The sequence below is a fragment of the Streptomyces sp. NBC_00414 genome, from assembly GCF_036038375.1.
In the GTDB taxonomy this organism is placed as follows: domain Bacteria; phylum Actinomycetota; class Actinomycetes; order Streptomycetales; family Streptomycetaceae; genus Streptomyces.
This window is the reverse complement of sequence record NZ_CP107935.1, coordinates 10197633-10222602: the sequence shown is the minus strand read 5'-3', so window position 1 is coordinate 10222602 and position 24970 is coordinate 10197633. Positions and strand designations below refer to the sequence as shown.

Genomic DNA, 24970 nt, shown 5'->3' with positions numbered 1-24970 from the left:
TCTTTGACAACGCCCGCCCCGCGTCTGTGACAGATTCCCGGGACGGAATCGAATCCGCCGGCACGTCGGAATCTATTGGCCCGCCTCTTTACATCGATGTAATCGCTGTGTTGCCATGAGCAACCACCAGCTCATATCGCGCCGTCCGTCACACCAGGACCTCGATACGTGGGGAGCCAGCGATGCGTGCCCGGCCCGTCTCTGCTTTGGTCACCGCCCTGTTCGCCCTGCTGGTCGGCCTGATCTGCGCTCCGCAGGCCCCCGCCACGACCTCGCCGACCGCGGCCGCGGCTGCCTCGGGAACCTTCCGCAATCCGCTGAACACGGGGCCCGACCCGTTCATGACGTACGCGAACGGCGCCTACCACCTCACCACCACACAGGGCGGCAGCATCAGGATGTGGCGTTCCCCTTCGCTGGGAACCCTGCTCGACGCCGAACCGATCACCGTGTGGACGGATACCGACGCCTCGCGCAACCAGCACATCTGGGCAGCCGAGTTCTACCGCTTCGACAGCCGCTGGTACATGTACTACACGGCCGATGACGGCGTGGACGACCACCACCGGCTCTACGTCCTGGAGTCGGCCGGCGACGACCCGGCAGGGCCCTACCACTTCAAGGCGAAACCGACCCCGCCCAACCACACGAACGACTTCGCCATCGACCCCGGGATCCTCCAGCACAACGGCCGGCTCTATCTCGCCTACAGCGGCATCAACGCGTACCAGCACAACGGGCTGAACATCGCGCCCATGTCGAACCCGTACACCGTTTCGGGCAACGCCGTCGCGCTGAACGGGGCGGGAGGCTGCCCGGAGGTCCGTGAGGGCCCCGAGTTCCTGTATCGCAACGGCCGTACCTGGATGACCTACTCGACGTGCGACACCGGGAAGCCCGACTACCAGGTGTGGGAGATGTCCCTGCCGGGCGGCGCCGACCCGCTGGTGGCCGGCAACTGGACGCAGCGCAGTGGGCCCGTCTTCGCACGCAACGACGCCAGGGGCGTGTTCGGTCCCGGCCACCACGCCTTCTTCCGCTCCCCCGACGGGACGGAGGACTGGATCATCTACCACGCCAAGACCACGTCGGACCTCACCTACAGCAACCGCACGACGCGCGCCCAGAAGATCGGGTGGCGGGCCGACGGCGGCCCTGACCTCGGCACCCCGCTCGCCCTGGGCGCCACGCAGAACCTGCCCTCCGGTGATCCCGGGTCCGGCAACCACTGGATCAACGACGACGGCCGCTCCAGCGGCAACGCCACGGTGACGTACCAGGGTTCGTGGAACTCGGGCACCGGCTGTGCCGCGCAGTGCTTCTGGGGCGACGACCACTGGAGCGACCGGGCCGGCAGCACCGCGACGTTCACGTTCACGGGCACCAGGATCGCGCTGCTGTCCGTGAAGGACACCGGCAACGGCATAGCCGGCATCCGCGTCGACGGGGGCGCCGAACAGCGCGTCGACTTCCACGGCGCCATCCGGACCGGCGAGACGCTCCAGTACCTCAGCCCACGCCTGCCGTACGGCGCGCACACCGTGCAGATCCGGGTCACCGGGGAACGAAACTCCTCCGCCGGGGCGGCGTTCGTGAGCGTGGACCGCGCCGAGGTCTACACGGACTGACGCTCTCCCCGCACAGCAGGTTCCGTCGAAGGCCGGGTCGCGATCCACAGGGCTTCCTGTCGCGATCCGGCCCGCTCTTCGTCCGCCTGGACGATGCGCTCACACTGTTGTGACACGGATGCACACGAGGACGGCGGCGCTGCCACTCCTGACTATACGCACTGTGTATAGTCGAGCGCGGCCGACTGGCGGATTCCACGCCATGTCGCCGCTCCGTCCGCACGACCGAAGCGTTTCGGCACCCCATGCCATCACCTTGCCAGGCCCAGCGGACGGCGCTCACTCTGAGGAGAGGAACCTTGTGAGCCCGCGTCTGCAACAACGTTTCGGAGGACTTCGCGCGTTCGGCCTCGGCATGCGGTTCGCCCTGGCCGGCGGCCGGGAGGGCATGGTCCGCACCGCCCTGACGGCCGTCGGTGTGGGGCTGGGTGTAGCGGCGGCTTGTACGCAACGCCACACGCCCGAGCGCCTGGCCGCTTCACGGTGTGTAGACGGCGGTGCTGCCGTACAGCTCCCTGGTGAACGCGGAGATGTCCGCGCTGCGGTCGGCGCCGTTGAGGTTGTACGTCAGGAAGACGCCGTATCCCTCGGTCACGGTGCGGCGGGCGAGCGTGGTGACCGTGCTCTGCGACGTCCTGCCGATCTCGACCGCCGCCGGCGACAGTTTCGACTTGGGCAGTCCGATGCCGGGGACCTGCCAGCTTCCGTAGTACGGGTTCCAGGCGTAGTCGAACTTGGACGAGATGTCGACACCGCCGTAGGACAGACGGGATGCGGACGGTCCGATGTTGTAGAGGCTGATGATCTTGTTCGGCATGTTCGCACGGAGCGCGGTCACCAGATGGACGAACGAGCTGGCGTTGGGCTGTCCGGTGCCGTTGTTGCCGTACTCGGCGTATTCGTCGTCGAAGTCGATGCCGTCGAGACCGTATCTGGTCACCGTGTCCGACAGCTGCTTGGCGAACGCCGATGCCGTCTGCTGGGACGGGAAGTTGGCGAAGCCCGCCCCCTGGTGGTTGCCCAGCACCGACAGGACGACCTTGATGCCCTTCTGCTGCAGCGGCCGTATCTGGGTGGCGGCGTTGTCGAGGACGCGCTGCACGTTCTCGTTGAAGTACAGCTGTGCCGTCTTCGTGCCCGTGTCGTAGTTGATGTTCGCCGCGAAGATCACGGCAACGTCGAAGACAGCGCCGCTTCCGTCGGCGAGGGTGTACTTGCCGACGTTCAGCATGCTGTTGTTGTTGACCTCGACGTACGCCACCGCGGTCGGCCCCGCCTTCGCGAGTGCCGGGGCCGCTGTGGCGTGGGTCGTGACGGTCGAGCCGAGAGCGAGGGCCGCGACGGTCGAGAGGACGACCACGGCTGCCTGCATCCTGCTCCGTACAAGCGTGAGCATCATTGATCGGTCTCCTGTCGCATGGCCGGCGCTCGCCCTGTCCGTACCTGCCGGGCATGCTCTCCGGGTCCCGACAGCCGTGTTCGGTTTCTTCCCAACTTCCACTCACGTCACACTGCAACTCGCTTATTTCACAAGGGGATTGGCGAAGCGGTGGTGGGCCGCATCCCGTTCGGGAGTCTTCGGTACCCCTGCCCCGGCACCCGCGACGGCGGGCCGTGCCCCCGGCCCGGCTCATCGGTGTCCGTAGGACTACGCAATCGGCTACGGAATTACGCCGCACGGAGCTACGTATGCGTGTGCGGGTCTGCGGCTTGTGTGACTCTGTGGCCCGGCAGCAGTCTCGACGCAGGCAAGGTAACTCATGCGAAGTGCACGGAAGTTGCTCGTACCGACCGCTGCCGCAGCAGCGCTGTTCGCCGTCTCGGGGTGTTCGGACGAGGAGCCGGCGAAGGAGAAGCCGACCCCCCGGTCCTCGCCCTCACAGCTCGCTCAGTACACGGCCGCTCCCGACACCGCCACTGCGACGGAGAGCCCGACGAAGGACGCGCCGACGAAGTGCGTGAAGACGGCGGGCATGAACGTCAAGCAGCTCACCGAATACCTCAAGGAACTGCCCAGCAGCAGCGGCGCATACCAGTCCCGGGGACTGACCCTGGACTCCGACGGTCTGAACTTCACCCCGGACCCGACCCAAAGACCCTGCAAGGCAGTCAAGGTGAAGCTCGCCCGCTACTGGGTCGACCTCAAGCAGACGAGAGAGGAGACCGCCGTCAGCCCGGCCCGCTTCGAGTACGAGTACACGCTGATCGACGTCGCTTCCCACAAAGCCGGCCCGCGGGACGGCAGAGTCCCCGATTCCGCACCACCGGCGGGCTCCGACTGCCAGGGCTCGGTCTCGGTGGTCTATCTCGGCGACGACATTCCGCTGCGATCCCTGCCGTCCGACCTGGAGCTGACCGACACGACAGCCCCGGCCCCGGTCGAAGTGAACGAGGACGGAGTGCTGTCCGCGGTCTACGTCTCGCCGGTCAGCGTGGTGTCCTGCTGACCGGCGATGTGAGCCGCACCGTTGCCGCGCTCCCCTGCACCCCCGAACCCCGCGGATACGAGATACGCACCGGCATCGGTGGGATCAGGTGGGCCTCGTCGCCCCGGTCGTCGTGTCGCGCAGCTCAGACCTCGTCTGAAGGGCGGCGAGGGCGGCTCGTGAAGTGAGGCCGGTCTTGCGGTAGATGCGACCGAGATGGGACTCGACCGTGCGGGGGCTGAGGAAGAGACGGGCGGCGATGGCCGGGGTGGTCAGACCTGCGGCGACCAGGGAGGCGATCTCGCGTTCCCGGGCGGAGAGAGCCGCGAGCGAGGGCTCGGCCGGAGGCTGGGGCTGGGCCGGGGGCTCGGCGTGCACGAGGGAATGGATCATGTCGGCCAAGCCGGTGAGCTGACGCGCGCCGCCGGTCGCGGCGAGCTGACGGGCACGGGTCCACATGGCGCGGGCGCGGTCCGGGTCGCCGACGGCCGCCAGGGGTGCGCCGAGCAGCAGGCTGAACGCTTCCCACAGCACCGCTCCCGAGCGGGCCGTTCTGTCCACAGCCTTCTCGAACAGCTCGGCGGCCGCCGCCGTGTCGCCGTCGGCGGACAGACAGTGGGCGGTGCTGCGCAGCGCCGATGCCTGCTGTGACGGCAGGTCGAGCTGGTCTGCCTCGCGACGTGCCCGCCGCGCCCAGGTCACGGCGGCGTCCGTGTCGCCGGTCAGGATGGCGGAGTTGACGAGGATCTCCAGGATGAGCGGACGCATGGACGGGTGGAGCGCTTTCAGGTCCTCGCCTCCGCCACGCAGCACCGCGGCCCGGGCGCGTTGTGGATCGCCCGCGTGGATCGCCGCCTGGGCGAGCACGCACCAGGCGATGGACGCCCACCAGTTGGTGCGCGTGCCCGCTGCCGCGACGGCTTCCTCGGCCACCGCCAGCGCGGCCCGGTCGGCGGGCGGGAATGCGAACAACTGGACATACGCCTTGTTGGTCAGGACGAAGGCCAGCAGTTCGTCGCTGCCGATGCCCCGGGCGATCGTCTCGGCCTCGTCGGCGAGCTCCATGGCCGTCTCCAGCCGCAGGGTCTGCAGATGCACGTACGACTTGCACAGCAGCAGGTGTGGCAGGACGTAGAGCTGGCCGCCGCGCCGGGCGATGACCAGGCCGCGATCGGCGTGCCGTTCGGCATCGGAGTACCGCTCCAGGAACGCCTGCGACCAACCGAGCCGGGCCAGCGGCTCGCACAGACCCGCCAGGTCTCGATCGGTCAGGGCGTCCACCAGTGCGGCGGCCCGGTCGGTGGCCTCCCGCGCGGCACCCATATTGCCCTCGTACGTCTCCCCGAGGGCAGCGATCGCGAGGGCACCCGCTTGGGCGACCTCGTCACCCAGCGACCGGGCCAGGTCGAGCGTCGCGACGACGTCGGCACGCAGCTGCGGGTAGGAGGTGGCGTGCGGCGCGGACGAGCCGAGTTCCAGGCCGAGTTCCACCCTGTCGGCGTCGGACGGGCCCGGTGTCCGGGCGAGCTCGCGGCGCAGCAGGGCGACCGCTTCGGCGTACCGGCCGAGGTGACGTTCCATCACCGCGCACAGTGTCACCGCGGAGGCCCGCACGCTGTGCGACGCGCTCCCCTCGTCGGGCGGTGACATGGCGATCACCTCGTGCAAGAGGTCGCGGCTCTCCCGCAGGCCACCGCACACGCCCAGGGCCCGCGCCCGCCGCAGCATCAGATCACGGCGCAGCAGGGCGTGTTGCGGCTGTTCGGGCAGATGGGTGAGGGCGACGCCCAGCCAGTGGGCGCTGCTCGCGGGTGCGGTGGAGACGAATCGCTCGGCCGCTTCGGACAGTACGGCGACGGCTTGCGGGTCCCAGCCGGTCAGTGACTGCTCGACGTGGTGGGCGCGTTCGGTGGCGGGGGCTCCGGCGGCGGCCAGCGCGTCCGCGGCGAGGCGGTGCATGCGCACGCGCTCCACCGGGTGGGTGTCCTCGTGTACGACCGCTCGTAGCACCGGGTGGCGCAAGGTCCACCGCCCGCCCGGTTCGGGACGCAAGAGGTCACGCCCCGTCAGCACCGCCAGATCCGCGCTGACGTCGGCCTCGTCCCGGGCGGTCACCGCGGCCAGCAGCGAGGTACTGCCACGGTCGCCCAGGACGGCCACCGCTTCGGCGGTACGACGCTGTGCCGCGGTCAGCGGAGTCAGTTCGTCCAGCAGGACGGAGCCGAGTCCGGTGGAGTGCGGTGGGACGTCCTGGCCGGCGTTCCGCCCTGCTTGTCCGGCGTGCAGGAGAGCGAGGAAGTACAGCGGATTGCCGTCGCTCGCGGCGTACAGTTCGGCGGCTCGGGAGCGCTGCACGGCGGGCGCGGACCGGGGGGCGAGGACCTCGACGCAGGCCTGCTCGGCGAGGGGGCCGAGGTGCAGCCGCAGCACCGTACCCAGGTCGATGCCCCGCGTGAGGGCGGCGTCCAGGGAGGCCGTGGTCTGACGGTTGCGGCGGGCCACGACGATGACGACAGGGGCGTTCGGAGGATGGCGGACGACATGATCGAGGAGTTCCAAGGACGCCGGGTCCGCCCAGTGCAGATCGTCCATCGCCACGAGGAGCCCGGGGCCGGTCCGGGCGATCCGTACGAACAGCCTCGCGATGGACCGCTGCAACCCGAACCGGTCGCCGCGCGCGTCTTCGGCACCCGGCTCCGTCCACTCCATGTCGTGGTCGGCGAGTGCGTCGCTGAACGGCTGGTACGGGATGTGCTGTTCGTACTCGGCGGCCCTGCCCCGCAGCACCGTCATTCCCCGGGATTGGGCGCGTCGGCAGAACTCGGCCATCAGCCGGCTCTTGCCGATGCCCGCGGGTCCGGCGAGGTCCACGACGCACGAACCGCCGTTCTCCCCCAGAGTCCGGTCGAGCACCGCGTCCAGAAGTTCCAGCTCGGTCGCCCGGCCCACCAGCGGAGTCACATCGCCACCCAACCTGTCCAAGTCTCGCGCGGCCGTCCGGGACATTTTCGTGACGATCTTACGTATGGACGAGGTCCGGGTCTTCTCCCCCTCGACCGGGCCCGCCTGCCATGCCGTCGCCCAGAGGTTCCGGAGCAACTGCACCACTGGGCCTCGCGTGTCCGCGCCCGCCACGTCGGCGCCGACCGCGCCGAGGAGCAGGGCGACCGCAACGGCGCACCCGGAGCGGTGCTGGTCCGGATGCGCCCGACGAAGGTGATGGCCTTCGGCGCCGTCGGCTCAGAGCGCAGCGGCCGAAGGCACTGCGGTTGGAGCCGGCAGGCCGGCCCTACTTCTCCTTGGTCATCCCGAGGATGTGGGCCAGCCGCTGCGCCTTGTTGCCGGCCGGCTCAAGCTTCGGATCAGGGGTCTCGAACAGGTAAGCCAGCACGCTGTCCCGCAGTGCCTGGTACTGCCGATAGTCCCGCTTGTCGAACAGCGCCGTGTTGTCCAGGTCGGCCGGCACGTGGTAAGGCCGCATGATCAGCGGCGTGCCGCCCGGGGGCTGTTGCTGCACCGGGGTAGCGGACGCCTGGGCCCCGGATCCCTGGCCGATGAACAGGCCCGGGTGCCCGACGCCGAACTCGATGCAGTGCAGCGTCGCGGACTTCCCGTTGAAGGTTGCGGTCGCCTCGTCGGCGCTGAACTCGACCGTCGTGCTGTTCTCCAGGGTGAAGGTGTACTTCACCCGCTTCGAGTCGACGACCAGCTGGATCGCCACGCCCGAGGGGTTGAAACCGGGCAGGGCGTCGTTCAGGACCCGGGCGAACGCGTTGTCGACCGAGGTGTCCGCCAGGAAGTGCTCCAGCTGGGGCTGCTGGACGGGGTCGATCAGGTGCACCTGGGACGCCAGCCTGATCCGCTCCTTCCCGGTCCCGCCGAGCGACACCATGCGGCCCTTGACCGCGAACAGGTACACCCCGGCCTTGTCCTTCTTGGGCACCTCGCGCCGGCGCAGCACGACTCCGCGGGTGAGCAGCGGGAGCCCCGGGGTGTCGAAGTAGGAGTCCTTCGAGACCCGAGGCTCCACCTGCTTGGTCTCCTCGTCGAGGTCGTCGCACTTCAGGTTGGTGATACCGAGCTTGGGCCACAGATCGGGGGTGTGCAGCAGCTTGGTCAGCTTGCCCAGCACCTGCTGGTACTGGCCGGTGTCGACCAGGAACTCGGACTCGGCTTCCAGGGTGGTGGCCATCTCCTTGCCCGGCTGCAGCAGGTTCTGGTGGGCCTCGTAGACGGGGCGGGAGGCGCGCAGGACCTCGCTCAGGTTCCAGTCGGTGTTGCGGACCACCTCCGAGGCCTTGCGGTCCTCCTGGGTGATCGGCCGCATGACGATCTGTCCCGAGCCGTCCTTGAGTTTGTTGCCGCCGCTGGTGTGGTTGACGCCGTTGGTGCCGGAGGCGAGCCGGTCGTACCAGCGGGCCTCGACGCCCAACTGCGGGAAGGCCGTGCAGACCGTGTGGCGCAGGTCGACTCCGGAGGTCGGCAGGCCCAGCAGCCTGGCCAGCTGCGTCCAGGTGTAGAAGGCGTCGAACTGGATCCGGTTCTCGTTGACCGGCGGGGTCAGCACCAGCATGGTTTCCAGCTGGGTGTCCTCGGTCGGCTTGTTCGGGATCAGCAGGGGCTTGGTGAGCACGATCTCGATCAGGTCGTACGGCACCGCGACCTGGTCGAGTACGCCCTCGACCAGCACATTGACGTGCAGACCGCTGTCGTCCTGTCGGTAGTCGCCGATGGTCAGCCGCGCCTGGCTGGTGAAGGTGAGGTCGGTGACGGTGGTGAGGTTGAGGATCTGCGGGTGGTCGGCGACGTCGGGCCCGAAGAGGCGGGTCCGGTCGTCGAGTTGGCCCGCGCGCAGTCCGCCGGGCGTGCGGTAGATCTTCTGGTCGCTGACACTCGGGTGGTCGGCGTCGGTGGCGATGACGTGATTGGTGGCCGGGGTCACCAGCCGCTCGCCGGGCAGCCGCTGAGCCTTCGGCACGATGACCGGCGCGGTGACGTCGGGCTGGACGACGGTGCAGAACTTGGCCGACTGCCAGTCCGCCTTCTGCTTGTCGACCAGGTACTGCAGCACGTTGGTCGCGTCCTTGTAGCGGTGCTCCAGGACCGTCTTGATGCTGCCGTTCTGAAGCCGTACCTGGGTACCGTTGGGCAGCGGGACCATCTGGTTCTGGACGCCGGGGTTCGGTGCTGTGGCCATGGTTGTTCCTTCCGCCTCGGTTCGGACGAACGGGCCCGGCCCGTCGGGATCCACCGGGTGCGCGGAGGTCGGTGACGGTGGGTTCGGTGCTCTCCACATTCGTCACCGTGCGGGCGCTGGTCAAGGCATCCAGCTTGCCGTTGCAGGCCATTGAACTGCGGCTGATCCCGGCGTGGATCCGCGGGGTGGCACGAGTCAGGGCGGGAGTGGCGGGAGTGGCGCCGAAGGTGTGCCGGAACGCCTCGATGAGCGCGCTGACGGTGTGCCGCTGCTTCGGCGGCACGGTCACCACCGAGCACAACACCGCACCCACCAACCGACGGTGAACCCTGTACTCCCGCGACACGCAGCACCGTCCCGCCCCCGACCGCAACGGCCCGCTGAGCTTGTCGTATCGAGCCCAGGTGGCGGTACTCCTTCAGGCCTCGCCACTCACTTCACGGACCGTCGTCACGGACGTCCGACATCTGCTCTCGCACAGCGAGGAGGTCCTGGCTTCGACATCACGTGCTCATGGATCCATGAGCCGACCAGCCCATCACTCGCCAGTATCCGACCCGATTTATGGCAATGGCCGACGGGGGTCATCCGGGCACCGGGCTCTAGCTACGGACTACTGCAGGTCACCCAGGAGAGCGCATGACGAGGGAGGACCGAACGACGGACGCCGCGAGGGAGAAGGACCGCGAAAAGTAGATAGAACGTTTCCAGGTGCGGTCGGCCATGCAGCCGGGCGCTGACCGGGCAGTCGCGCTCCAAGCGGTCAAGGAGGTCACGACACAGCGCGCGGACAGCGGGAGAGCACCCGCGGGCCGCCTTTGGCGACCCGGCCGACTATGCCGTGCAGGCCGCCGCGCGGCTGCTGCCGGCGGACCGGGCAGCGAGCGCGAGGCGGCACGACGGCGTGGTGGACACGCTGGGCTCCGATCTGCAGCGGGCCGGGGACGTCGCCGGTCTGTGACCGGTCGAACGACTTCTGTCACGGCCCGGCGCAGATTCGGGCACAGCTTCTGTCCGTCAGGGCTGATCGGCGTGCTCCAAGACGGCGTCCACCCTCATGAGGGATTAGAAGAAGTGCTTGCGTCCACCGACCGCGCGACCGGTCGCACCCAGGATCCACAGGATGGCGCCCACAAGAATGAGGATGCCGCCGATCGTTGTCAGCAGCCCGATGCCGACAAGCAAGCCGATGATCAGCAGAATGAGGCCAAGAATGATCATTTCAAGTTCCTGTCGTCAGGTCCGACTCAAACGCGTGGGCGTATGAGCTGTACAACGGCTCAAATTCCCCTTGAGCAGCAGGTCCCGGCCCCGAATCACACCAGAACCTCGCTGCCATAGCCCGAGTGCCCGGCGACACGGTATCCACGCACATCTTCGAAGATTTGTTGGACGCTGTTTACGGATCTGCTCACGTGCGTGCGGTGCCGGGGTCAGGGCGGAATGCCGGGGCCGGTGCGTTCCCGGTCGACAGTGCGTGCGCAGGATCGGTGCGGCGGCGAGGCAGGACCAGCAGTCCGGGCGGGTCAAACAGCATCGGTTCTCGCTTCCGAGGCAGGTCAGGCCGGTGTGGCCGGTGGGTGCCGGGTGTTTCCGAAGGCGCGGTGGGGACCAGCGGCGTCGATCAGCCGGTAGGCCATGGTGCGCGGGTCGTCGTCGTACAAGGGCCCTTCGCTCTTCAGGCAGGCCCCCGGGGCCGTTCTGTAACGCATTCGCCTCCCTGTTCCAAGTAGAAGTGACAGCAGGACGGACAACGGGAGGTCCACACCTTGGCATCCGACAGCAGAAGCCGGAGCGGCCCACCGGGAGAGATGTACGACCCGGCCGCCTTCGAAGTCTTCTATCGCCGCCATGTCGACGCCGTCACCCGCTTCATGGCCAGGCGGGTCACCGACCCGCACACCGTCGCCGATCTCACCGCCGAGACCTTCCTCGCGGTGATCGACTCCGCCCGTGCCTACCGCCCCGACCTCGGGAGCGAGACGGCCTGGCTGTACGGCATCGCACGCAACGTGGTGGCCACGGAAGCCCGAAGGAGCGCGCGTCAGAACGTGCTCGGGGGCCGTATCGCCGGCCACCGCCTGCTGGAAGGCGACGACATCGGCCGGCTGGAGGAGAAGCTCGACGCCGAGGAGGCCGGTCGTCGCGCGCTGGCCGCCCTGGACAGGCTCCCCGACGGCGAGCGCGCGGTGATCGAACTCGTCGCCGTCGATCAGCTGAGCGTCACCGAGGCCGCCGTGGCACTGGGCATACGCAAGGTCACTGCCCGGGTGCGGCTGCACCGGGCGCGCAGGTCGCTGCGCTCAGCGGCGGCCGAAGCCGGCGGGCAGCAAGCAGCACTCACGTACGCAAGGGGAGAGGCATGAGCGCCAGGACGACGAAGACCTTCGAGGACCGTCTGCTGAACGAACTCCAGCGGGAGCTCGCTCTCAGGGCCGAGGACTCGCCGGTTCCGGAGCCGGCGAGCCGCCGTACGATCACCACTCGCCGGGCGCTGGTCGCCCTTGCGGCGTGTGTCGCCGCGGCGGGGGGCGCGGTGGCGCTGCCGGCGTCGACGGGAGGGTCGCAGGCGTACGCCGTCGAGCGGCACGCGGACGGCAGTGTCACGGTCAGCATGGAGGAGATCCTGCTGAGTGGGCAGGACAAGGAGGAACTGACCGAGAGGCTCCGGGCCGAGGGCATCAACGTGAGCGTGGACAAGCCCAGGAGCGGCTATGTCTGCGCGCAGCCTCGCGGTGAGCTGTATCCGCCGCGTTGGAGCCTGACCCCGTCGGGCGATCCCTCTGTGGTGACCAAGCACGAGTACACACTGCGTTCAGGTGACTCCCTGGTCTTCGAGGAGCCAGAACCGGCGGGTCGGACCAGCCCTGCCGCAAGCGTGTACGCGGTGAAGGGGGCGGTGGAACCTTGCACTGAGGTGCCTTGGGACGGGGCACGGCCTTTCGAGGAGTCCCTGGACTCGAAGTAGCGACCGAGGGCCCGTACGGTGCCGCCGACTGTACGGGCCCTCGGGGACCCATATCAGGCGCAGCAGCGGCGAACGGCTCGCGGTTCTTGGTCGGTGGGCTGGTCCAGGGCGGCGACGAGGTGGCCGAGGTCGCGGCGGTGGGAGCCCGCGTTCCATACGGCCCAGGTGCGCCGGACTATGGGGTGGCCGGTCAGCGGGAACCAGGTGACGGTGTCGGGCAGGGGCTGGGACCAGCCCGGGGGCGCCAGGGTGAAGGCGTGGCCGGCGCTGACGGAGGCGAGTTTCACCTCGGCGATCAGTGGCTGCCCCTCAGGGGCGGGCGGGCCCGGGTCGATGCCGTGGCTGCGCAGGATGGCCGTGAGTTCGTCGTACCAGGCGGGGCTGCCGGAGCGGGCGAAGCCCACCCAGTCCAGCCCGTTCAGGGCGTCGAGGCGGATGCCGTCGGGGCCGGCCAGTTGCGCTGCACGCTCCGCCGCGAGGAGAACTCCGAGGTGCTCCTCGACGACCGGCATCGCGTCGAATTCCTGCCCCAGGGGGCGCTCTCTCAGCAGCCCCAGGTGGAGGTCACCTTTGCGTAGTTCGGCCAGCTGCGCGGAGGTGGACAGGTGCCGGGCCTGAACACGCGTGCCGGGATAGGCGGCGGCCAGGTCGAGGAGGGCTCTGGACAGCAGGTCGGCGGGGAGTTCCAGAGGGATTCCGATCCGTAGTGTGGTCGTGCTCTCCCCGGTGCGGGCCGCCATGACAGCCAGCGCCTGGTCGTAGCGGGCCAGGACGGCACGGACCTCGGCGAGCAGCGCCAAGCCGGTCTCGGTGGCCTGCGCGCCGGTGGAGCTGCGCGTCAGCAGTTGCGTGCCGAATTCGCGTTCCAGCGCGTTGACCGTCTGGGAGAGGGCGGGCTGGCTGATGTGCAGCCGCCGCGCTGCCGCGGACAAGCCTCCTTCCTCGGCCACCGCCACGAATGCGCGCATTGCTCGGATCTCCATGCGCTCATCGCATCACACCTCGCGAGGGATACGCCGCTCGCATCCGCAGAACCAACGCAATGTCACTGTCCGTTACACCTCCGGTGTCCGGGGCAGGGCAGGGATGAGCACCGGGCTGTCCTCGCGACAAGCCGCGGTCACCTGTGCAGGAGGCGCGTACGTGCTGACGGCCGAGTACCGGGCGCCATCACCGGAGCTTATGGCCGCCCTCGGCAGGCGCTCTGGCCAGGCGCTATACGGGCGGCGGGTGCAGGAGTTGAGTAGGAGGCACAGGGCGGAACGACCGCCCGCCTCTTACCCGGGAGCCTTTCGTGTCCGAGCAGATCCCGTCCTACTTCACCGCGTTCAAGAACCTGGCGATGAGCCGCACCGCCTCAGGCGTACTCACACTGCGTTTCCACACCGACGACGGTCCGGCCACTTTCACCGGCACCACGCACACCGACTTCCCCCGCGCCCTGTTCGAGATCGGCGAGGACCGCGACAACCGGGTGCTGGTGCTCACCGGCACCGGCGACCGGTTCATGACCGACATCGACGGTGCCAGCCTGGGCGACATCACCAAGCCCGCCCAGTGGGACCGCACCATCGCCGAGGGCCGTCGCGTGCTGCAGCGCCTGGTCGACCTGGAGATGCCCGTCATCGCCGCGGTCAACGGCCCCGTGTCCGTCCACAGCGAGTACGCCCTGCTCGCGGACATCGTCGTCGCCGCCGACACCACCGTCTTCTCCGACTTCCCCCACCTGACCTTCGGTATCGTCCCCGGCGACGGCATCCAGATCGCCTGGGAAGAAGCCCTGGGCGTCAACCGCGCCCGGTACCTCACCCTGACCCAGGGCTCCTTCACCGCCGAGCAGGCCGAACGCTGGGGCGCCGTTGCCGAGGTTCTGCCGCTGGAGAAGGTCCTGTCCCGCGCCCAGCAGCTCGCCGAGGACCTGGCCGCCAAGCCCCAGCTGCTCACCCGCTACCTCGCCGTCACCCTTCGCCAGCGCATCAGCCGCCGCATGGCCGAGGGCCTTCAGCTCGGCATGGCCCTGGAGGGCCTCACCGCCGCCGACCTCGCCCACCAGGGCAGCTGAGAACGGCATGACGACCCGCACGATCACCGCGGACGCCCCCGGGGCTCTCCGCCCCTGACTCGCGGCCCTGCACCGAACTCCCGCCCCCCGTCGACGCGTTCGGCATCACAAGGAAGGTTCCTGACGTTCTGCGCAAGGAAGGTTCTTGACGTTCTGTGCTCGGGACGGAACTGGCCTCCGGCGTGCCGGAGACCAGTTCCGTCACCACGCGGGCCGGCCTCCGCGCAGGACGCGAGGCAGCCCAGGGGAATCACTTCACCACGACGTTGTCCCCGGCCGAAGTCGACGGCCCAGTGGTGGTGTTGCCGTAGTACGCCCAGCGCCACGTGCCCGTCTTGGATGCCTTGACGGTCGTCCTGAGACCACCCGAGCCGTTCGCGTACACCTTTTTCACCGTGGTGTACGAGGTGGCTCCAGTGGGCTTGAACTGCAGGCTCACCAGGCGGCCTTCGTAGGAGGCGTACTTCCTGGTCTCCCAGTTGGCTCGCGTGACCTTTCCGGTCACCGTGACGGTGCTGCCCTGGTTCACCGGCTCGGGTGAGGCGTTCACGGTCAGGCGGGAGTTGCGCTTGACATGGACCGTGAGGCCCTCGTCATCGGTGTCACCGCCGCCGTCCTCGAAATACACCTCGGCCGCGACCTTCCACGCTCCGGCCTCGCTGTTGCGCATGTCCCACACGCTCGGGTCGAAGTACATCGCCCCGTCGAAGTCGCAGACGCCCGAGCTCACCTTGACGCAGTCGCTCGTCTCGACGGCGTGCCACAGTCGATCACCTGTACTGCCGCGGTACAGATACACCGCCGGCCACTTCCACTTGTGGGTGGTCGCCATCCGGAAGGAGGTGGGCGCCGCGACCTCCTCCGACACGCCGATCACGATCGGCTTGCCGCCGTTCACCTGGACGCGGGTGAACGAGGCCCCGCCTTCGGCCGCGCCGGCCGGAACTGCCGCCACGCCGGTGAACACCGCGGCCGCTCCACCGGCCACGACAGCTCTCCAGAGCTTCTTCCCCACTTGATCCCCGATCTCTGTACGGAAAGACGCCGGAGGATCATCCTCCGGCGCGCTTTTCAGACAGCCGGGATCCACCCGGGGTTGTGCACCCGTAGATCACGATCGGACATCGGACGATCTTCGCCCCGCGCGGCGGCGGTGGGCCGACCGTCAGAGAACGGCCGCCGGCATCGACCAGGGGCGGTCGCGAGACAGATTCCAGGGGCGGTCGCGCTGCTGATCCGCAGCTTGCACGGCTTTCGTTCGAGCCGCCGGCCCACGCTGCCGATCCCCGGACGGGCCCGCTGCGAGTCCACCACCGCCGGTAGCGCCGCCGTCAGGAGTCCACCGGGCCTCCCACCAGCCCCGCGAGCAGTTGAAGCCGGTCGGCGTCCGGGCCGCCCTCCTCCGCGGTGTAGACGATCAGCATCGGACCGGGAGCACCGGGCAGCGGATAGGCGTCCCAGTCGAGGTTCAGGTCCCCGACCAGGGGGTGGTTCACGCGCATCCGGCCGCGCGTCGTGCCCCGCACATCGTGCCGGGCCCACAGCGCCGCGAACTCGTCGCTGTGTACCGCGAGTTCACCGATCAGCCCCACGGAGCGTGGATGTTCCGGGTCGGCGGCGACCTGGGTGCGCAGCATCGCGGTCAGCTCGGCGACGGTGGCCGCCCGGTTCGGGCAGGTCTGATCTGCCTCCGGGTGCAGCAACAGCGCCAGCAGGTTGCGTCGCGTGCGCGGGAGCCGGGTGAAGTCGCCCAGCAGCGCGCCGGCCAGCGGGCTCCAGGCCAGCACGTCCAGGAAACGGCCGACGACCAGTGCGGGTGCGGGCATGGAGGCCAGCAGCCGCAGCGTGGTGGGCGGCACCTCCTCCGGCGCGTGTTCCCGCGCTGGGTGGACGGAGGTGCGGGCCGCGGCGGCGAGAGTGTGCAGATGCCGGGTCTCTTCGGCGGTGAAGTCGAGGGCGCGCGCGAGGGCGTCCAGAACCTGTGCGGAAGGGTGCACGTCCCGGCCTTGCTCCATTCGCTGGTAATAGTCCGTGCTCACCCCCGCCAGCAGAGCCAGTTCCTCCCGCCGCAGCCCGAGGCGACGCGTCGCCTCGGGCCGGGTTCGAGGCCGACGTCCTGAGGGCGGACGCGAGTTCGCCGGGTCCGCAGGAACTCGGCGAGTTCACGCCTGGGGTCTTTCGCCATGGGGAGGGTCATGGCGAGGGGCGAGGCGGGAGAGTCGTCGGTCACGGCGTCAGTATGACCCGGCCCCGCTCCACCAGGGTGGGTCTGCCGGTCCCAGGAAAAGCCGAACGACCGTGCCGTCTCGCGCCAGGCCCAGAATCGGAGCCACGCAAGCCCACTCCGGAAGGACACCCCATGAAGGCCGCCCAGATCACGAGTTACGGCGCCCCGGACGTTCTGCGGGTCAACGAGGTGGCCCGCCCCGAGCCGGGCGCGGGCGAGGTACTGGTGGCGGTCGAGGCGTCCAGCGTGAACGGACACGACGCGATCGTGCGCGCCGGGGAGCTCAAGCTGATGTCGGGACGCACCTTCCCGATCGGTACGGGGCTGGACTTCGCCGGTGTCGTGGCCGGGACCGGTGCTGGTGTCGAGGACTACCGGGTCGGGCATCGCGTCTGGGGCACGGTGCATCCCCGGCAGCGGCACACCACCGCGGGGGCGGCCGAGTACGTCGCGGTGCTCGCGGACCGCATCTCACCGGCCCCGGCGGGTGTGACATCCGTCGAGGCGGCCTCCCTGGCCGTGACGGGCGCGACGGCGCTCATCGCGCTGCGGGACTCCGTGCACGCCGCGAAGGGGGAACGTGTACTGGTCCGGGGCGCGGCCGGCGGAGTCGGCACGGCCGCAGTCCAACTGGCCCACGCGCTGGGCTGCCACGTGACGGCGGTGGCCCGCGACCGCCACGCCCAGGTGCTCACCGGACTCGGGGCCGACGAGGTCTTCGACTACGGCACCACCAGCTCGGACCAACTCGGTCCCTTCGATGTCATAGTCGACACGGTCGGCACGGAACTGAACCGCTACCGCGGCCGGTTGGCCAAGGGCGGCCGGATGGTCACGGTCGGTCTGTCCGCCTCCGCCCTGGCCGCCATCGCGGCATCGACGGTGTACGGCTCGCGCCGCATCCGTACCTTCAGCGCGAACCCCGGCACGGCGGTGCTCCGCGATGTGGCCGCCCATGTCACCTCGGGTGCGCTGCGCCCGGTGGTGGACGGCGTGTACCCGCTCGCGGAGATCACAGCGGCGCACGAGGCGTTCGCGCGGGGCGGGGCGGCGGGCAAGCAGGTGGTGACGGTGGCGGCGTAACCCTGCGAGGTCACCGTCGCGCCCGCTGATTTGTCGGTCCTCCGCTTACGTTGAGGCGGTCCGGCGTGCGGTGAGCGATCTCGGGCCGGCGATGACGAACCAGCAGGCAGACGGGACCGCTCCCTGGGCCAGACCACACTCGGTCGTGATGCTGGTTCGACGGAGCCATTCGGGCTTGATCACCGAACAGGGCACCGTGGGTCGTCAGTTCGCGCGCCCTTGGAGTTCTGTGAGGTACTCGGCGATCGCGTCACGGTTGCGGGCCAGGATGTCGATGCGTTCCGTCAGCCTGTCACGTTCTCGTTCGAGCGCCGCCACCGTCTCGGACGTGACGCCTTCGAAGACGATCGGGTCTCGCGGTGATTCCAGGCAGGGCAGGATTCCGCGGATGGCCTGCGTCGACAGGCCGGCGTTCAGCAGTTCGCGGATCTGCCGGACGCGGCCCAGGGTTGTTTCGCTGTAGTCGCGATAGTTGTTGGGCCCACGGGTTGAGCTGATCAAACCCTTGGTCTCGTAGAACCGCACCTGTCGCGGAGAGGCACCCGCTTGGGCTGCCAGCTCGCCAATACGCATGTCAGCACACTATCGCTTGACCTTGACACCAGCGTCAGGGTTTGACCCTGTTGGCATGACCGAAGTGAACGGAACCGTCAGCCCAAAGTTCGAACCCGTCCGCGACGCCGTGGAGGACCAGCTGCGCAGCGGCACCGAGGTGGGCCTGTCGCTTGCCGTCGATGTCGACGGCCACAAGGTCGTGGACCTGTGGGGCGGCCATCGCGACGCGGCACGCACGCGGCCCTGGCAGCGCGACACGCTCACCAACGTGTGGTCGATCACGAAGACCGTGACGAGCCTGGCCGCCCTGCTGCTCGTCGACGCAGACGAACTGGATCTCTACTCCCCGGTCGCCCGTTACTGGCCCGAGTTCGCCGCAAACGGCAAGCAGGGTGTCGAAGTGCGACACCTGCTGTCACACACCTCGGGCGTGCCCGGCCTGGATCACCCCGCGCGGCTTGAGGACCTGTACGACGTGCGTGCCGCGGCCGCCCGCATGGCTTCTCAGAAACCCTGGTGGGAGCCCGGCACGGCTTCCGGCTACCACGTCCTGAACTACGGCCACCTGGTCGGTGAGCTGGTGCGCCGCCTGACCGGCCTGCCGCTGCGCGAGTTCGTGCACCAGCACATCGTCGAGCGTCTCGGCGCCGACTTCCAGATCGGGCTGCGTGACACCGACGCCGAACGGGTCGCCGACGTCATCGCACCGCAACTCGACTTCGATCCCTCGACACTCGATCACGACACCGCCGCGTACAAGACCTTCACCGGCCCCTCGTTCGACGCCGGTGTGGCCAACACCCCGGCCTGGCGCGCGGCCGACCTGGGCGCGGCCAACGGGCACGGCAACGCCCTGGCGGTCGCCGAAATCCTTGCCCCCGTCGCTCGCGCGGGGGCCTCCGCCCACGGCCAGTTCCTCAAGCCCGACACCATCGGACTCATCTTCGACGAGCAGTCCAACGGCGCGGACCTCGTCAACGGACTGCATCTGAGATGGGGCATCGGATACGCACTGCCCGACCGGCGCACCCTGCCCTGGATCCCTGACGGCCGCATCGCATTCTGGGGCGGCTGGGGCGGCTCGATGGCGATCATGGACCTCGACCGTCGCATGACCATCAGCTACGTCATGAACAACATGGGAGCCGACATCCTCGGCTCACCACGGGCCACGTCCTACACCACTGCCGTCTACAGGGCCCTGGGCGTCAACAGCCCGTACTGACCGACCCGTCGCCGGCGTTACGAGCACACACCACGGGGGAAGGGAAGAAACACCGATGGCCGCACCAGAGCACTGAGTGGCGCAGAGCTTTTCGACGCTTTCGCCGATGCGTTCCCACAAGCGGTCGCATCGGCGGAGCGTCATAAACGTGAACGTGGCTCTGGCAACATTTTCGAAGTCGGCGATCATCTCGGTGCTGTGGTCGACCGGTCCGCATAGCGTCGGCGGAGGTGGGCGATCAGGTGGCGGCGGGCGTCTTCGACGGCGCCGGTGGCGATCGGCCGGCCGGCTGCGCGGGCGGTGTCGTAGTGGAGTCGGTCGAGGTGACCGGTGAGGTAGCGGGGCGCAGGTGGCGACGGCGTCGCGGTTACCCGGGTAATGCACACGATCAGTTTGCTCCTCAGGCCGGCGTCAGGGTGCCCGGTCCGCCGTGCCTGTAGCAGCGCGCCAGCGTGCGAGGTGGGTGCGGGTCTGGGCGGTGTACGGGTTGTCGGTGCCCAGGACTCGTTCCTGATCGACGAGGAGTTCGGAAAGTACCTGGATCGCTCCGATTGGATCCCCGGCCAGGTGCTGCCAGTGGGCGAGGTCCCTGCGGGTGGTGAGGGTGTGTGGATGGCTGCGGCCCAGGATGCGGGTCCGGTCGGCGAGGAGGTCGGTCAGGTCCCGGACCGCGCCGGTCGGGTTCCCGTCCTGGCCGCGCCAGAAGGCGAGGTCGTTGCGCGTGGCCAGGGTATGTGGATGACTGGAGCCCAGGATGCGGGTCCGGTCGGCGAGCAAGTCGGTGAGGCTCTGGACCGCACCAGAAGGGTCCCCGGCTTGGCCACGGCAACGAGCGAGGTTGCTTCGGGCCGTGAGCGCGTCAAGGTGCCCGGGGCCCAGGAGACTCCGGGTGTGCTCCACCGACTGTTCCAGGACAGCGAGCGCCCCGGCTGAGTCGCCCGCCTCGCTGAGCCAGTGCGCCAGGTCGTTACGAATGCTCATGGTCTTGTGGTGATCGGGACCGAGGATGCGTTCGGCGTCCGCGAGCAAGTGTTGGAACGCGTCGGCCGCCCCGGTGGGATTCTCTGTGCGGCCTTGCCACCATGCCGCGTTGTGCCGGGTGAGCAGAGTGTCCGGATGCTCCGGGCCCAGCACGCGCAGCACGTCGAGGAGCAGGGTCTCGCAGGCTGCGGCGGCACCGGCGGAGTCGCCGGCCCGCCCCTGCCAGTGAACCAAGTCGATCCGGGTAGCGAGCGTGCGTGGGTCATCGGAACCCAGTGCACGGGTGCGGTCGGCCTGGAGGGCTGCGAACGCCTTTGCCGCACCGGCAGGATCCCCAGCCTCGCCGCGCCAGCGGGCGAGACTGCTGCGGGCAGCGAGGGTGTCGACATGTTCAGCCCCGAGATGCGTGCGTGCCGTTTCCGAGACAGTCTCGAAGTACCGGACCGCGGCGGAGGGCTGGCCGCCTTCTCCGACGCTGTGTCCACTGCGGTACAACACGGGGTGGACGGTGGGAACGTACAGAGCCTTGCCTGCGTGCTGTGCCAGCGCATCCACGTTGGCGCGCAGGGCCTGAGCGAGGTCCGTGTCCCGTTCGATCTCCGGCCAGACCTCCATCAACGCATCGGCAGCGGTGCGCGAGAGTGACGCGAGCCGGCCGGGCTCCAGGGAATCACGGATCGCCCGCTGAATAAGCTGGTGGACGCGGACGGACTGGCTGGGAGCATTGGGCGTGTGGTCGATCAGGCTCAGACGATGCAGGGATCGGAGCGAGCCCTCCGCCCCCGCTTCCTGCACCAGCGTCCGGCTCTGCTCCTCCTGCCCCTGCGCCCCTCGCCTCGCGTCCAGGCCGGGATCAGGCCGCACGCGATGCCGGGTCAGATACGCACAGGCGACTCTGCCGGTCAGCACGACAGCAGGTATGCCGTTCGGGTCCAAGGCTGAGGCCAGCTGAAGCATGGGCTGGGCCAGGCCCTCCGGACGCATCTGGGCAGCCCGTTTCAGCGACAGCGACCAGGCGGCGGCGACGGTTGCGGCCTGGTCGTCCGGCAGGGCCGGCGTCTCAGGCGTCAGGTCGGCCAGGGAGATGACATTACTGGTCAGCAGCTCCCGGTATTGCTCGCAGTCGAGGTCGGCGTCGATCAGATAGGCGACCGCCTGCGACAGCGCCAGCGGCAGATGGCCCAGATCCGAAGCCAGCTTGAGCAGTTGGCCGGGCGGATGGTCACGGCCGTGAGCCGAGAGCCGGGTCGTGAGATAGGCGACGGACTCGGTCGGCGTGAAGAGGCCGACATTGATCAGACATCGCTTGTGATCTGTCAAGGCTGCATCGCGCCGACGGGTCGTCACCAGCACTCGTCCATGGGGACTTTCGGGAGGCCACAGGCCGTTGAGATCGGCCGGATCGGCGACATCGTCGAGTACAACCAGCCAGCGGCACGGCCGGAACCCGGCGCCGGTTATAGGGGAGCCGGGTTGCGTCTTGGGCTCCAACCATGCCAAAAACGCACTTGCGCTGGCCTCCGTTCCCTGGCCGTTGTTCCCGGTGACCTGCTTCCCGGCCTGCGCATAGCCAGTGACAATGGCTGAGCGGGTCGAAGCAGTGACCCAGACCAGCAGGTCCACCCGGCCCGTCTGCCACGCTTGGCGCGCGTAGTGGGCTGCCAGCTGGGTTTTGCCGACCCCTCCCATGCCTGTGATTACCTGACCCAGCACGATGGTGCCGCCATCGACTGCGGCGGTCTCCAGCGCCACCACCGCGACACGGTGCTGGAAGGAGTCCGCCCGGCGAGGGATCACCCCGATCTGCTCGGGCCAAGACAGGGAGCGATCTGCGACGGTCTGATAGACCACCTGACCGGCGGTCCCTACGGCAATACTGTGATGGGAGGCCATCGCACTCAGCCTGCCGGAGGGACCGGAATCGGCGTGACGCGTTGGTGGGCGATCAGAAGGTGGGCCTAAGGACGCCGGTCCGATCAGCCCTGCGACGGATCCGGCTGCGAAGGGTGCTCGATGCGGGCACCTCCGTGGATCATGGTCGCGGCCACTGATCCGTGTTCCGCGTGATTGTTGCCGTCCCTGCCGACGCCCACGCCGTTTCCTTCGGCGGTCACAAAGGTGCCGGGGCCCGGCCGGCCGGCGACCAAGGAACGCAACTCGGCTTCGGCACGGACGCGTTCGGCCTCGTCGAGACCTGCAAGGAGTACTGCGAAACGCGTCTGCCAGGCCGCCGTCTGGCCGATGCGTGCGCCTTCCAACTCCGCGCCGTCAGCCCTCTCCAGTTCCGCTGCGGTCCGGTCCAAGCGAGTCAGTTCCGCCCGCTCGCGCTCAGGGTCGCCTCGGCCGAACCATCGCGCGACGGCCACCCGTGTTGCGGTCCACGCGTCCGAGCCAGCAGCCTGCACGACCGCGCTACCCCCGGCCGCTGCCAGCGCTTCTAACGCCTCAGTCAGCAATTCGGCCCCCTGCCGTAGGCACGTTTCATCGACGATAGCGCGCGGAGGACTCCGCCGAACAGAAGGCCCGAGCGCTCAGCCTGAGCGCAGAAAGAGACCTCAAGCGGGTGCGCCCGGTAGGGCGTTGCGGGCCTTACGAAACACCTCCACCAGGGATTCTGCGTATTTCGCAGTCACCAAATACGCCATCATCACTGTGACGCCGTCGGTCTGCTGCCCGGTCGGAGACACTCGCCGGGCGGATGTGGACACACAGCGTGTCTGTGTCAGCCGAAACGATGGCTGATCGGGCGGTCGTGTGATGAGGACCGCGACCTGATGATCGGTCAACAGCCTGACCAGGGACTGGGTCCCTGACCCGGGGCTCCGGACGCCGGACCGGCAGCCTGCCCAAGCTGTATCGTCGCAGTCCGCGTCGGCCGGTAAGACGTGACTCGCTCGCCGATGCTGGGGGCGATCTCCGAGACCACGCATTGCGTACTGCCTCCTGCTGGTCGGGGGCCGGTTTCACGACACAGAGCCCATGGCGAGGTGGATGGTTCGCCCTTCTCGCCATCGGAGCCGGTACAAGCGTGACGGGCCGCAAGCAGAGACACCCGAACGGTGTGTCCGGGTCTCTGACCTCAATAGTCATGACAAGCCGCGAGCTTGCTGCCACGATGAGGAGCCGGTACAGCTCAGAACCGGGGACACAGGACTACCTCACGCGGATCCAATCGCTCGGATAGGAGTAGCCCGGCTTCCTCCCACAATGACGGCGCCGCCCCGTCCCATCAGTCCTGCTTCGATGGGCGGAACGGCGCCTAGAGGGAGCCGGGTTGGCATGATGGAGGCAAGGGAGACAGATACTCTCAAGGTGTGGAGGGCGCATGGCGGACGAGGTCCGGCCCAACCCGATCAAGCTGATGTGGACGAACTCACTGGACGACGTCAAGCGTGCTTTGGAGTCTGCGGCGGAACTTGGACTCGGCATTGACATCTCCAGCGAGTACCATCCTGCCGGCGATCATGGCAGCCAAGACCTGTCATGGAGAATCACGTTGTACGACGACATCCCTCAGAGAGACCCCGATTCCGAAGAGTAGCCCGTCACCGCGAGCCCTCTGCCGGGAGCCAAAGAGGGGGTCAAACTGTGCGCCCCCGGGTTGTTCTGCTGACATCAAACGCTGACATCGGCAAGGACGGACTGCGGCGACCACCGGCGGCCATACGCGGCGCTGGTTCACGAGATGAGCCCCAACCAGGGCGGGCCCGGGTCGAACCCTTGAAGCGGGTGTCACAGGTCCGAATCCTGCCGGGGCGCCAGTTCACAAAGGGCCGCCTCCAGATCTTCGAAGGCGGCCCCTTTGTGACATCCCGATCTGGCCCCTAACTGATAGGTACGGATGCGACCGGCCGGACCGCAGTGAAGTCCTGGGACTCGTAGCGGGTGGCGGAGAGCAACAGCAGCCACTCGTCGCAGCCCTGCCAGGGAGAGAGGTCGCCGCCACCTCCACGCACCACCCTCGGTCCGTCGCCGGTGCGGGGTCGTGCGTCCACCGGCGCGTCCGTGAAATGTGGGATCCACACATCGGCGCAGATCTCGTTCGCCGATCCCATCGCCGCCACTCCGAAGGCATTCTCAACTGCGGCAGTGCGCTGCTCGTCGGCAAAGTCGTCGAGCACCTGGTCCTCGTCCGGCCTCCCGTCCCCTCGGAAAGTCAGAGTGGTTGTCCCTGCCCGGGCCGCGTACTCCCACTCCGCCTCGCTGGGCAGCCGGAAGGGCAACACTTCGAGCAGGTCGTCCAAGTCGTCCTCGAAGCGGGCCGTGCTTGAATCCGATTCGGTGTAGTTGTCCTCATACTCGGGCAGCCAGTGCCGTGCTTGCGCCACTGTGAGCGGATGCCGGGCGATCAGGAACGGTTCGACCCGCACTTCTCGTATCGGCCGGGCCTGGACCGCACCGGCGAAGAACGCTTCAAGGTCGTCATCGGCACTGTCGGACCGTTCTATGGCACGAACCGCGTCCAGTTCCGCGTCGGACAGGCCCATCCAGAACGTCCCACCGGGGACGGCCCGGAAAACCACTCCGGAAGGTGTATGCCGCCAAGCCGGTCGGCCAGTCACGATCTCTTGAGACCACATGGTGGCGGACGCTAGCAGCTGCGCATCCCGGACGATGC

The 24970-nt window shown here is 68.6% G+C and carries 22 protein-coding genes; 9 read left to right on the top strand and 13 right to left on the bottom strand.

Translation table 11 applies throughout. The features are described from left to right. Window positions 1–182 precede the first annotated feature (182 nt). On the top strand, window positions 183–1628 hold the full coding sequence (locus OHS59_RS43765) for a glycoside hydrolase family 43 protein (protein WP_328498910.1): 1446 nt from the start codon (window positions 183–185) through the stop codon (window positions 1626–1628). Between the two features lie 478 nt (window positions 1629–2106). On the opposite strand, the gene OHS59_RS43760 is transcribed toward OHS59_RS43765, so the two are convergent. Then, window positions 2107–3024: an endo-beta-N-acetylglucosaminidase H gene (locus OHS59_RS43760; protein ID WP_328499582.1), complete on the bottom strand. Its 918-nt coding sequence runs from the start codon at window positions 3022–3024 to the stop codon at window positions 2107–2109. 364 nt (window positions 3025–3388) lie between these two features. Between OHS59_RS43760 and OHS59_RS43755 the strand changes: the two genes are divergently transcribed. Further along, window positions 3389–4075 (top strand): hypothetical protein, encoded by a 687-nt coding sequence (locus OHS59_RS43755; RefSeq protein ID WP_328498909.1) that lies wholly within the window; start codon window positions 3389–3391, stop codon window positions 4073–4075. An 84-nt stretch (window positions 4076–4159) separates the two neighbouring features. Here the strand turns inward: OHS59_RS43755 and OHS59_RS43750 are convergent, their stop codons facing one another. Continuing rightward, entirely contained in the window at window positions 4160–7060 is a 2901-nt protein-coding gene (locus OHS59_RS43750) for a helix-turn-helix transcriptional regulator (RefSeq protein WP_328498908.1), read from the bottom strand. Window positions 7061–7343: 283 nt separating this feature from the next. Next, window positions 7344–9251, bottom strand: coding sequence for a hypothetical protein (locus OHS59_RS43745; RefSeq protein WP_328498907.1), 1908 nt, complete (start codon window positions 9249–9251; stop codon window positions 7344–7346). Window positions 9252–9337: 86 nt separating this feature from the next. Here OHS59_RS43745 and OHS59_RS43740 point away from each other — a divergent pair, with 86 nt between their 5' ends. Continuing rightward, on the top strand, window positions 9338–9577 hold the full coding sequence (locus OHS59_RS43740) for a hypothetical protein (RefSeq protein ID WP_328498906.1): 240 nt from the start codon (window positions 9338–9340) through the stop codon (window positions 9575–9577). A gap of 739 nt (window positions 9578–10316) precedes the next feature. On the opposite strand, the gene OHS59_RS43735 is transcribed toward OHS59_RS43740, so the two are convergent. Continuing rightward, window positions 10317–10472, bottom strand: coding sequence for a hypothetical protein (locus tag OHS59_RS43735; protein WP_269250007.1), 156 nt, complete (start codon window positions 10470–10472; stop codon window positions 10317–10319). Window positions 10473–10810: 338 nt separating this feature from the next. After that, a complete protein-coding gene (locus OHS59_RS43730) occupies window positions 10811–10963 on the bottom strand; it encodes a hypothetical protein (protein ID WP_328498905.1) in 153 nt (50 codons plus the stop codon). Between the two features lie 99 nt (window positions 10964–11062). Here OHS59_RS43730 and OHS59_RS43725 point away from each other — a divergent pair, with 99 nt between their 5' ends. Both OHS59_RS43725 and OHS59_RS43720 read left to right on the top strand, forming a co-directional pair. Beyond that, window positions 11063–11617 carry an RNA polymerase sigma factor gene (locus OHS59_RS43725; protein WP_328498904.1) on the top strand — a complete coding sequence of 185 codons (555 nt, stop codon included), beginning with the start codon at window positions 11063–11065 and terminating at the stop codon, window positions 11615–11617. Further along, on the top strand, window positions 11614–12219 hold the full coding sequence (locus OHS59_RS43720) for a hypothetical protein (protein ID WP_328498903.1): 606 nt from the start codon (window positions 11614–11616) through the stop codon (window positions 12217–12219). The genes OHS59_RS43725 and OHS59_RS43720 overlap by 4 nt, the downstream gene beginning before the upstream one ends. A 53-nt stretch (window positions 12220–12272) precedes the next feature. Here the strand turns inward: OHS59_RS43720 and OHS59_RS43715 are convergent, their stop codons facing one another. Further along, complete coding sequence (locus OHS59_RS43715; RefSeq protein WP_328498902.1) at window positions 12273–13187, bottom strand: LysR family transcriptional regulator; 915 nt, start codon at window positions 13185–13187, stop codon at window positions 12273–12275. 326 nt (window positions 13188–13513) lie between these two features. Between OHS59_RS43715 and OHS59_RS43710 the strand changes: the two genes are divergently transcribed. Continuing rightward, window positions 13514–14281 carry an enoyl-CoA hydratase/isomerase family protein gene (locus OHS59_RS43710; protein ID WP_328498901.1) on the top strand — a complete coding sequence of 256 codons (768 nt, stop codon included), beginning with the start codon at window positions 13514–13516 and terminating at the stop codon, window positions 14279–14281. 250 nt (window positions 14282–14531) lie between these two features. Here the strand turns inward: OHS59_RS43710 and OHS59_RS43705 are convergent, their stop codons facing one another. The 3 genes from OHS59_RS43705 to OHS59_RS43695 all read right to left on the bottom strand — a co-directional run bounded on the left by OHS59_RS43705 (window position 14532) and on the right by OHS59_RS43695 (window position 16511). Continuing rightward, complete coding sequence (locus OHS59_RS43705; protein ID WP_328498900.1) at window positions 14532–15296, bottom strand: hypothetical protein; 765 nt, start codon at window positions 15294–15296, stop codon at window positions 14532–14534. A 316-nt stretch (window positions 15297–15612) separates the two neighbouring features. After that, complete coding sequence (locus OHS59_RS43700) at window positions 15613–16320, bottom strand: helix-turn-helix transcriptional regulator (protein WP_328498899.1); 708 nt, start codon at window positions 16318–16320, stop codon at window positions 15613–15615. Then, window positions 16317–16511 carry a hypothetical protein gene (locus OHS59_RS43695; protein ID WP_328498898.1) on the bottom strand — a complete coding sequence of 65 codons (195 nt, stop codon included), beginning with the start codon at window positions 16509–16511 and terminating at the stop codon, window positions 16317–16319. The genes OHS59_RS43700 and OHS59_RS43695 overlap by 4 nt, the downstream gene beginning before the upstream one ends. A 129-nt stretch (window positions 16512–16640) precedes the next feature. Here OHS59_RS43695 and OHS59_RS43690 point away from each other — a divergent pair, with 129 nt between their 5' ends. Then, window positions 16641–17591, top strand: a complete 951-nt coding sequence (locus OHS59_RS43690; RefSeq protein WP_328498897.1) for an NAD(P)-dependent alcohol dehydrogenase — start codon at window positions 16641–16643, stop codon at window positions 17589–17591. A 204-nt stretch (window positions 17592–17795) separates the two neighbouring features. Here the strand turns inward: OHS59_RS43690 and OHS59_RS43685 are convergent, their stop codons facing one another. After that, a complete protein-coding gene (locus tag OHS59_RS43685; RefSeq protein WP_328498896.1) occupies window positions 17796–18164 on the bottom strand; it encodes a MerR family transcriptional regulator in 369 nt (122 codons plus the stop codon). A 55-nt stretch (window positions 18165–18219) separates the two neighbouring features. On the opposite strand from OHS59_RS43685, the gene OHS59_RS43680 reads away from it, so the two are divergent. Then, window positions 18220–19371 carry a serine hydrolase domain-containing protein gene (locus OHS59_RS43680; protein ID WP_328498895.1) on the top strand — a complete coding sequence of 384 codons (1152 nt, stop codon included), beginning with the start codon at window positions 18220–18222 and terminating at the stop codon, window positions 19369–19371. 411 nt (window positions 19372–19782) lie between these two features. Here the strand turns inward: OHS59_RS43680 and fxsT are convergent, their stop codons facing one another. Both fxsT and OHS59_RS43670 read right to left on the bottom strand, forming a co-directional pair. Then, window positions 19783–22245 (bottom strand): FxSxx-COOH system tetratricopeptide repeat protein, encoded by a 2463-nt coding sequence (gene fxsT, locus OHS59_RS43675; RefSeq protein ID WP_328498894.1) that lies wholly within the window; start codon window positions 22243–22245, stop codon window positions 19783–19785. 83 nt (window positions 22246–22328) lie between these two features. Beyond that, on the bottom strand, window positions 22329–22718 hold the full coding sequence (locus OHS59_RS43670; RefSeq protein ID WP_328498893.1) for a hypothetical protein: 390 nt from the start codon (window positions 22716–22718) through the stop codon (window positions 22329–22331). A 959-nt stretch (window positions 22719–23677) separates the two neighbouring features. Here OHS59_RS43670 and OHS59_RS43665 point away from each other — a divergent pair. After that, window positions 23678–23893 (top strand): hypothetical protein, encoded by a 216-nt coding sequence (locus OHS59_RS43665; RefSeq protein ID WP_328498892.1) that lies wholly within the window; start codon window positions 23678–23680, stop codon window positions 23891–23893. 283 nt (window positions 23894–24176) lie between these two features. Here OHS59_RS43665 and OHS59_RS43660 read toward each other — a convergent pair whose 3' ends face one another. Continuing rightward, the gene (locus OHS59_RS43660; protein ID WP_328498891.1) at window positions 24177–24839 is read right to left on the bottom strand and encodes a formylglycine-generating enzyme family protein; all 663 of its coding nucleotides are present in this window, start codon (window positions 24837–24839) and stop codon (window positions 24177–24179) included. Window positions 24840–24970 lie beyond the last annotated feature (131 nt).

What these genes read in the sequence shown, in the direction of transcription:
- OHS59_RS43765 (WP_328498910.1), top strand. Translation starts at nt 183, where the DNA reads ATGCGTGCCCGGCCCGTCTCTGCTTTGGTCACCGCCCTGTTCGCCCTG.
- OHS59_RS43760 (WP_328499582.1), bottom strand. Translation starts at nt 3,024, where the DNA reads ATGCTCACGCTTGTACGGAGCAGGATGCAGGCAGCCGTGGTCGTCCTC.
- OHS59_RS43755 (WP_328498909.1), top strand. Translation starts at nt 3,389, where the DNA reads ATGCGAAGTGCACGGAAGTTGCTCGTACCGACCGCTGCCGCAGCAGCG.
- OHS59_RS43750 (WP_328498908.1), bottom strand. Translation starts at nt 7,060, where the DNA reads ATGTCCCGGACGGCCGCGCGAGACTTGGACAGGTTGGGTGGCGATGTG.
- OHS59_RS43745 (WP_328498907.1), bottom strand. Translation starts at nt 9,251, where the DNA reads ATGGCCACAGCACCGAACCCCGGCGTCCAGAACCAGATGGTCCCGCTG.
- OHS59_RS43735 (WP_269250007.1), bottom strand. Translation starts at nt 10,472, where the DNA reads ATGATCATTCTTGGCCTCATTCTGCTGATCATCGGCTTGCTTGTCGGC.
- OHS59_RS43730 (WP_328498905.1), bottom strand. Translation starts at nt 10,963, where the DNA reads ATGCGTTACAGAACGGCCCCGGGGGCCTGCCTGAAGAGCGAAGGGCCC.
- OHS59_RS43725 (WP_328498904.1), top strand. Translation starts at nt 11,063, where the DNA reads ATGTACGACCCGGCCGCCTTCGAAGTCTTCTATCGCCGCCATGTCGAC.
- OHS59_RS43720 (WP_328498903.1), top strand. Translation starts at nt 11,614, where the DNA reads ATGAGCGCCAGGACGACGAAGACCTTCGAGGACCGTCTGCTGAACGAA.
- OHS59_RS43715 (WP_328498902.1), bottom strand. Translation starts at nt 13,187, where the DNA reads ATGCGCGCATTCGTGGCGGTGGCCGAGGAAGGAGGCTTGTCCGCGGCA.
- OHS59_RS43690 (WP_328498897.1), top strand. Translation starts at nt 16,641, where the DNA reads ATGAAGGCCGCCCAGATCACGAGTTACGGCGCCCCGGACGTTCTGCGG.
- OHS59_RS43685 (WP_328498896.1), bottom strand. Translation starts at nt 18,164, where the DNA reads ATGCGTATTGGCGAGCTGGCAGCCCAAGCGGGTGCCTCTCCGCGACAG.
- OHS59_RS43680 (WP_328498895.1), top strand. Translation starts at nt 18,220, where the DNA reads ATGACCGAAGTGAACGGAACCGTCAGCCCAAAGTTCGAACCCGTCCGC.
- fxsT (WP_328498894.1), bottom strand. Translation starts at nt 22,245, where the DNA reads ATGGCCTCCCATCACAGTATTGCCGTAGGGACCGCCGGTCAGGTGGTC.
- OHS59_RS43665 (WP_328498892.1), top strand. Translation starts at nt 23,678, where the DNA reads ATGGCGGACGAGGTCCGGCCCAACCCGATCAAGCTGATGTGGACGAAC.
- OHS59_RS43660 (WP_328498891.1), bottom strand. Translation starts at nt 24,839, where the DNA reads ATGGGCCTGTCCGACGCGGAACTGGACGCGGTTCGTGCCATAGAACGG.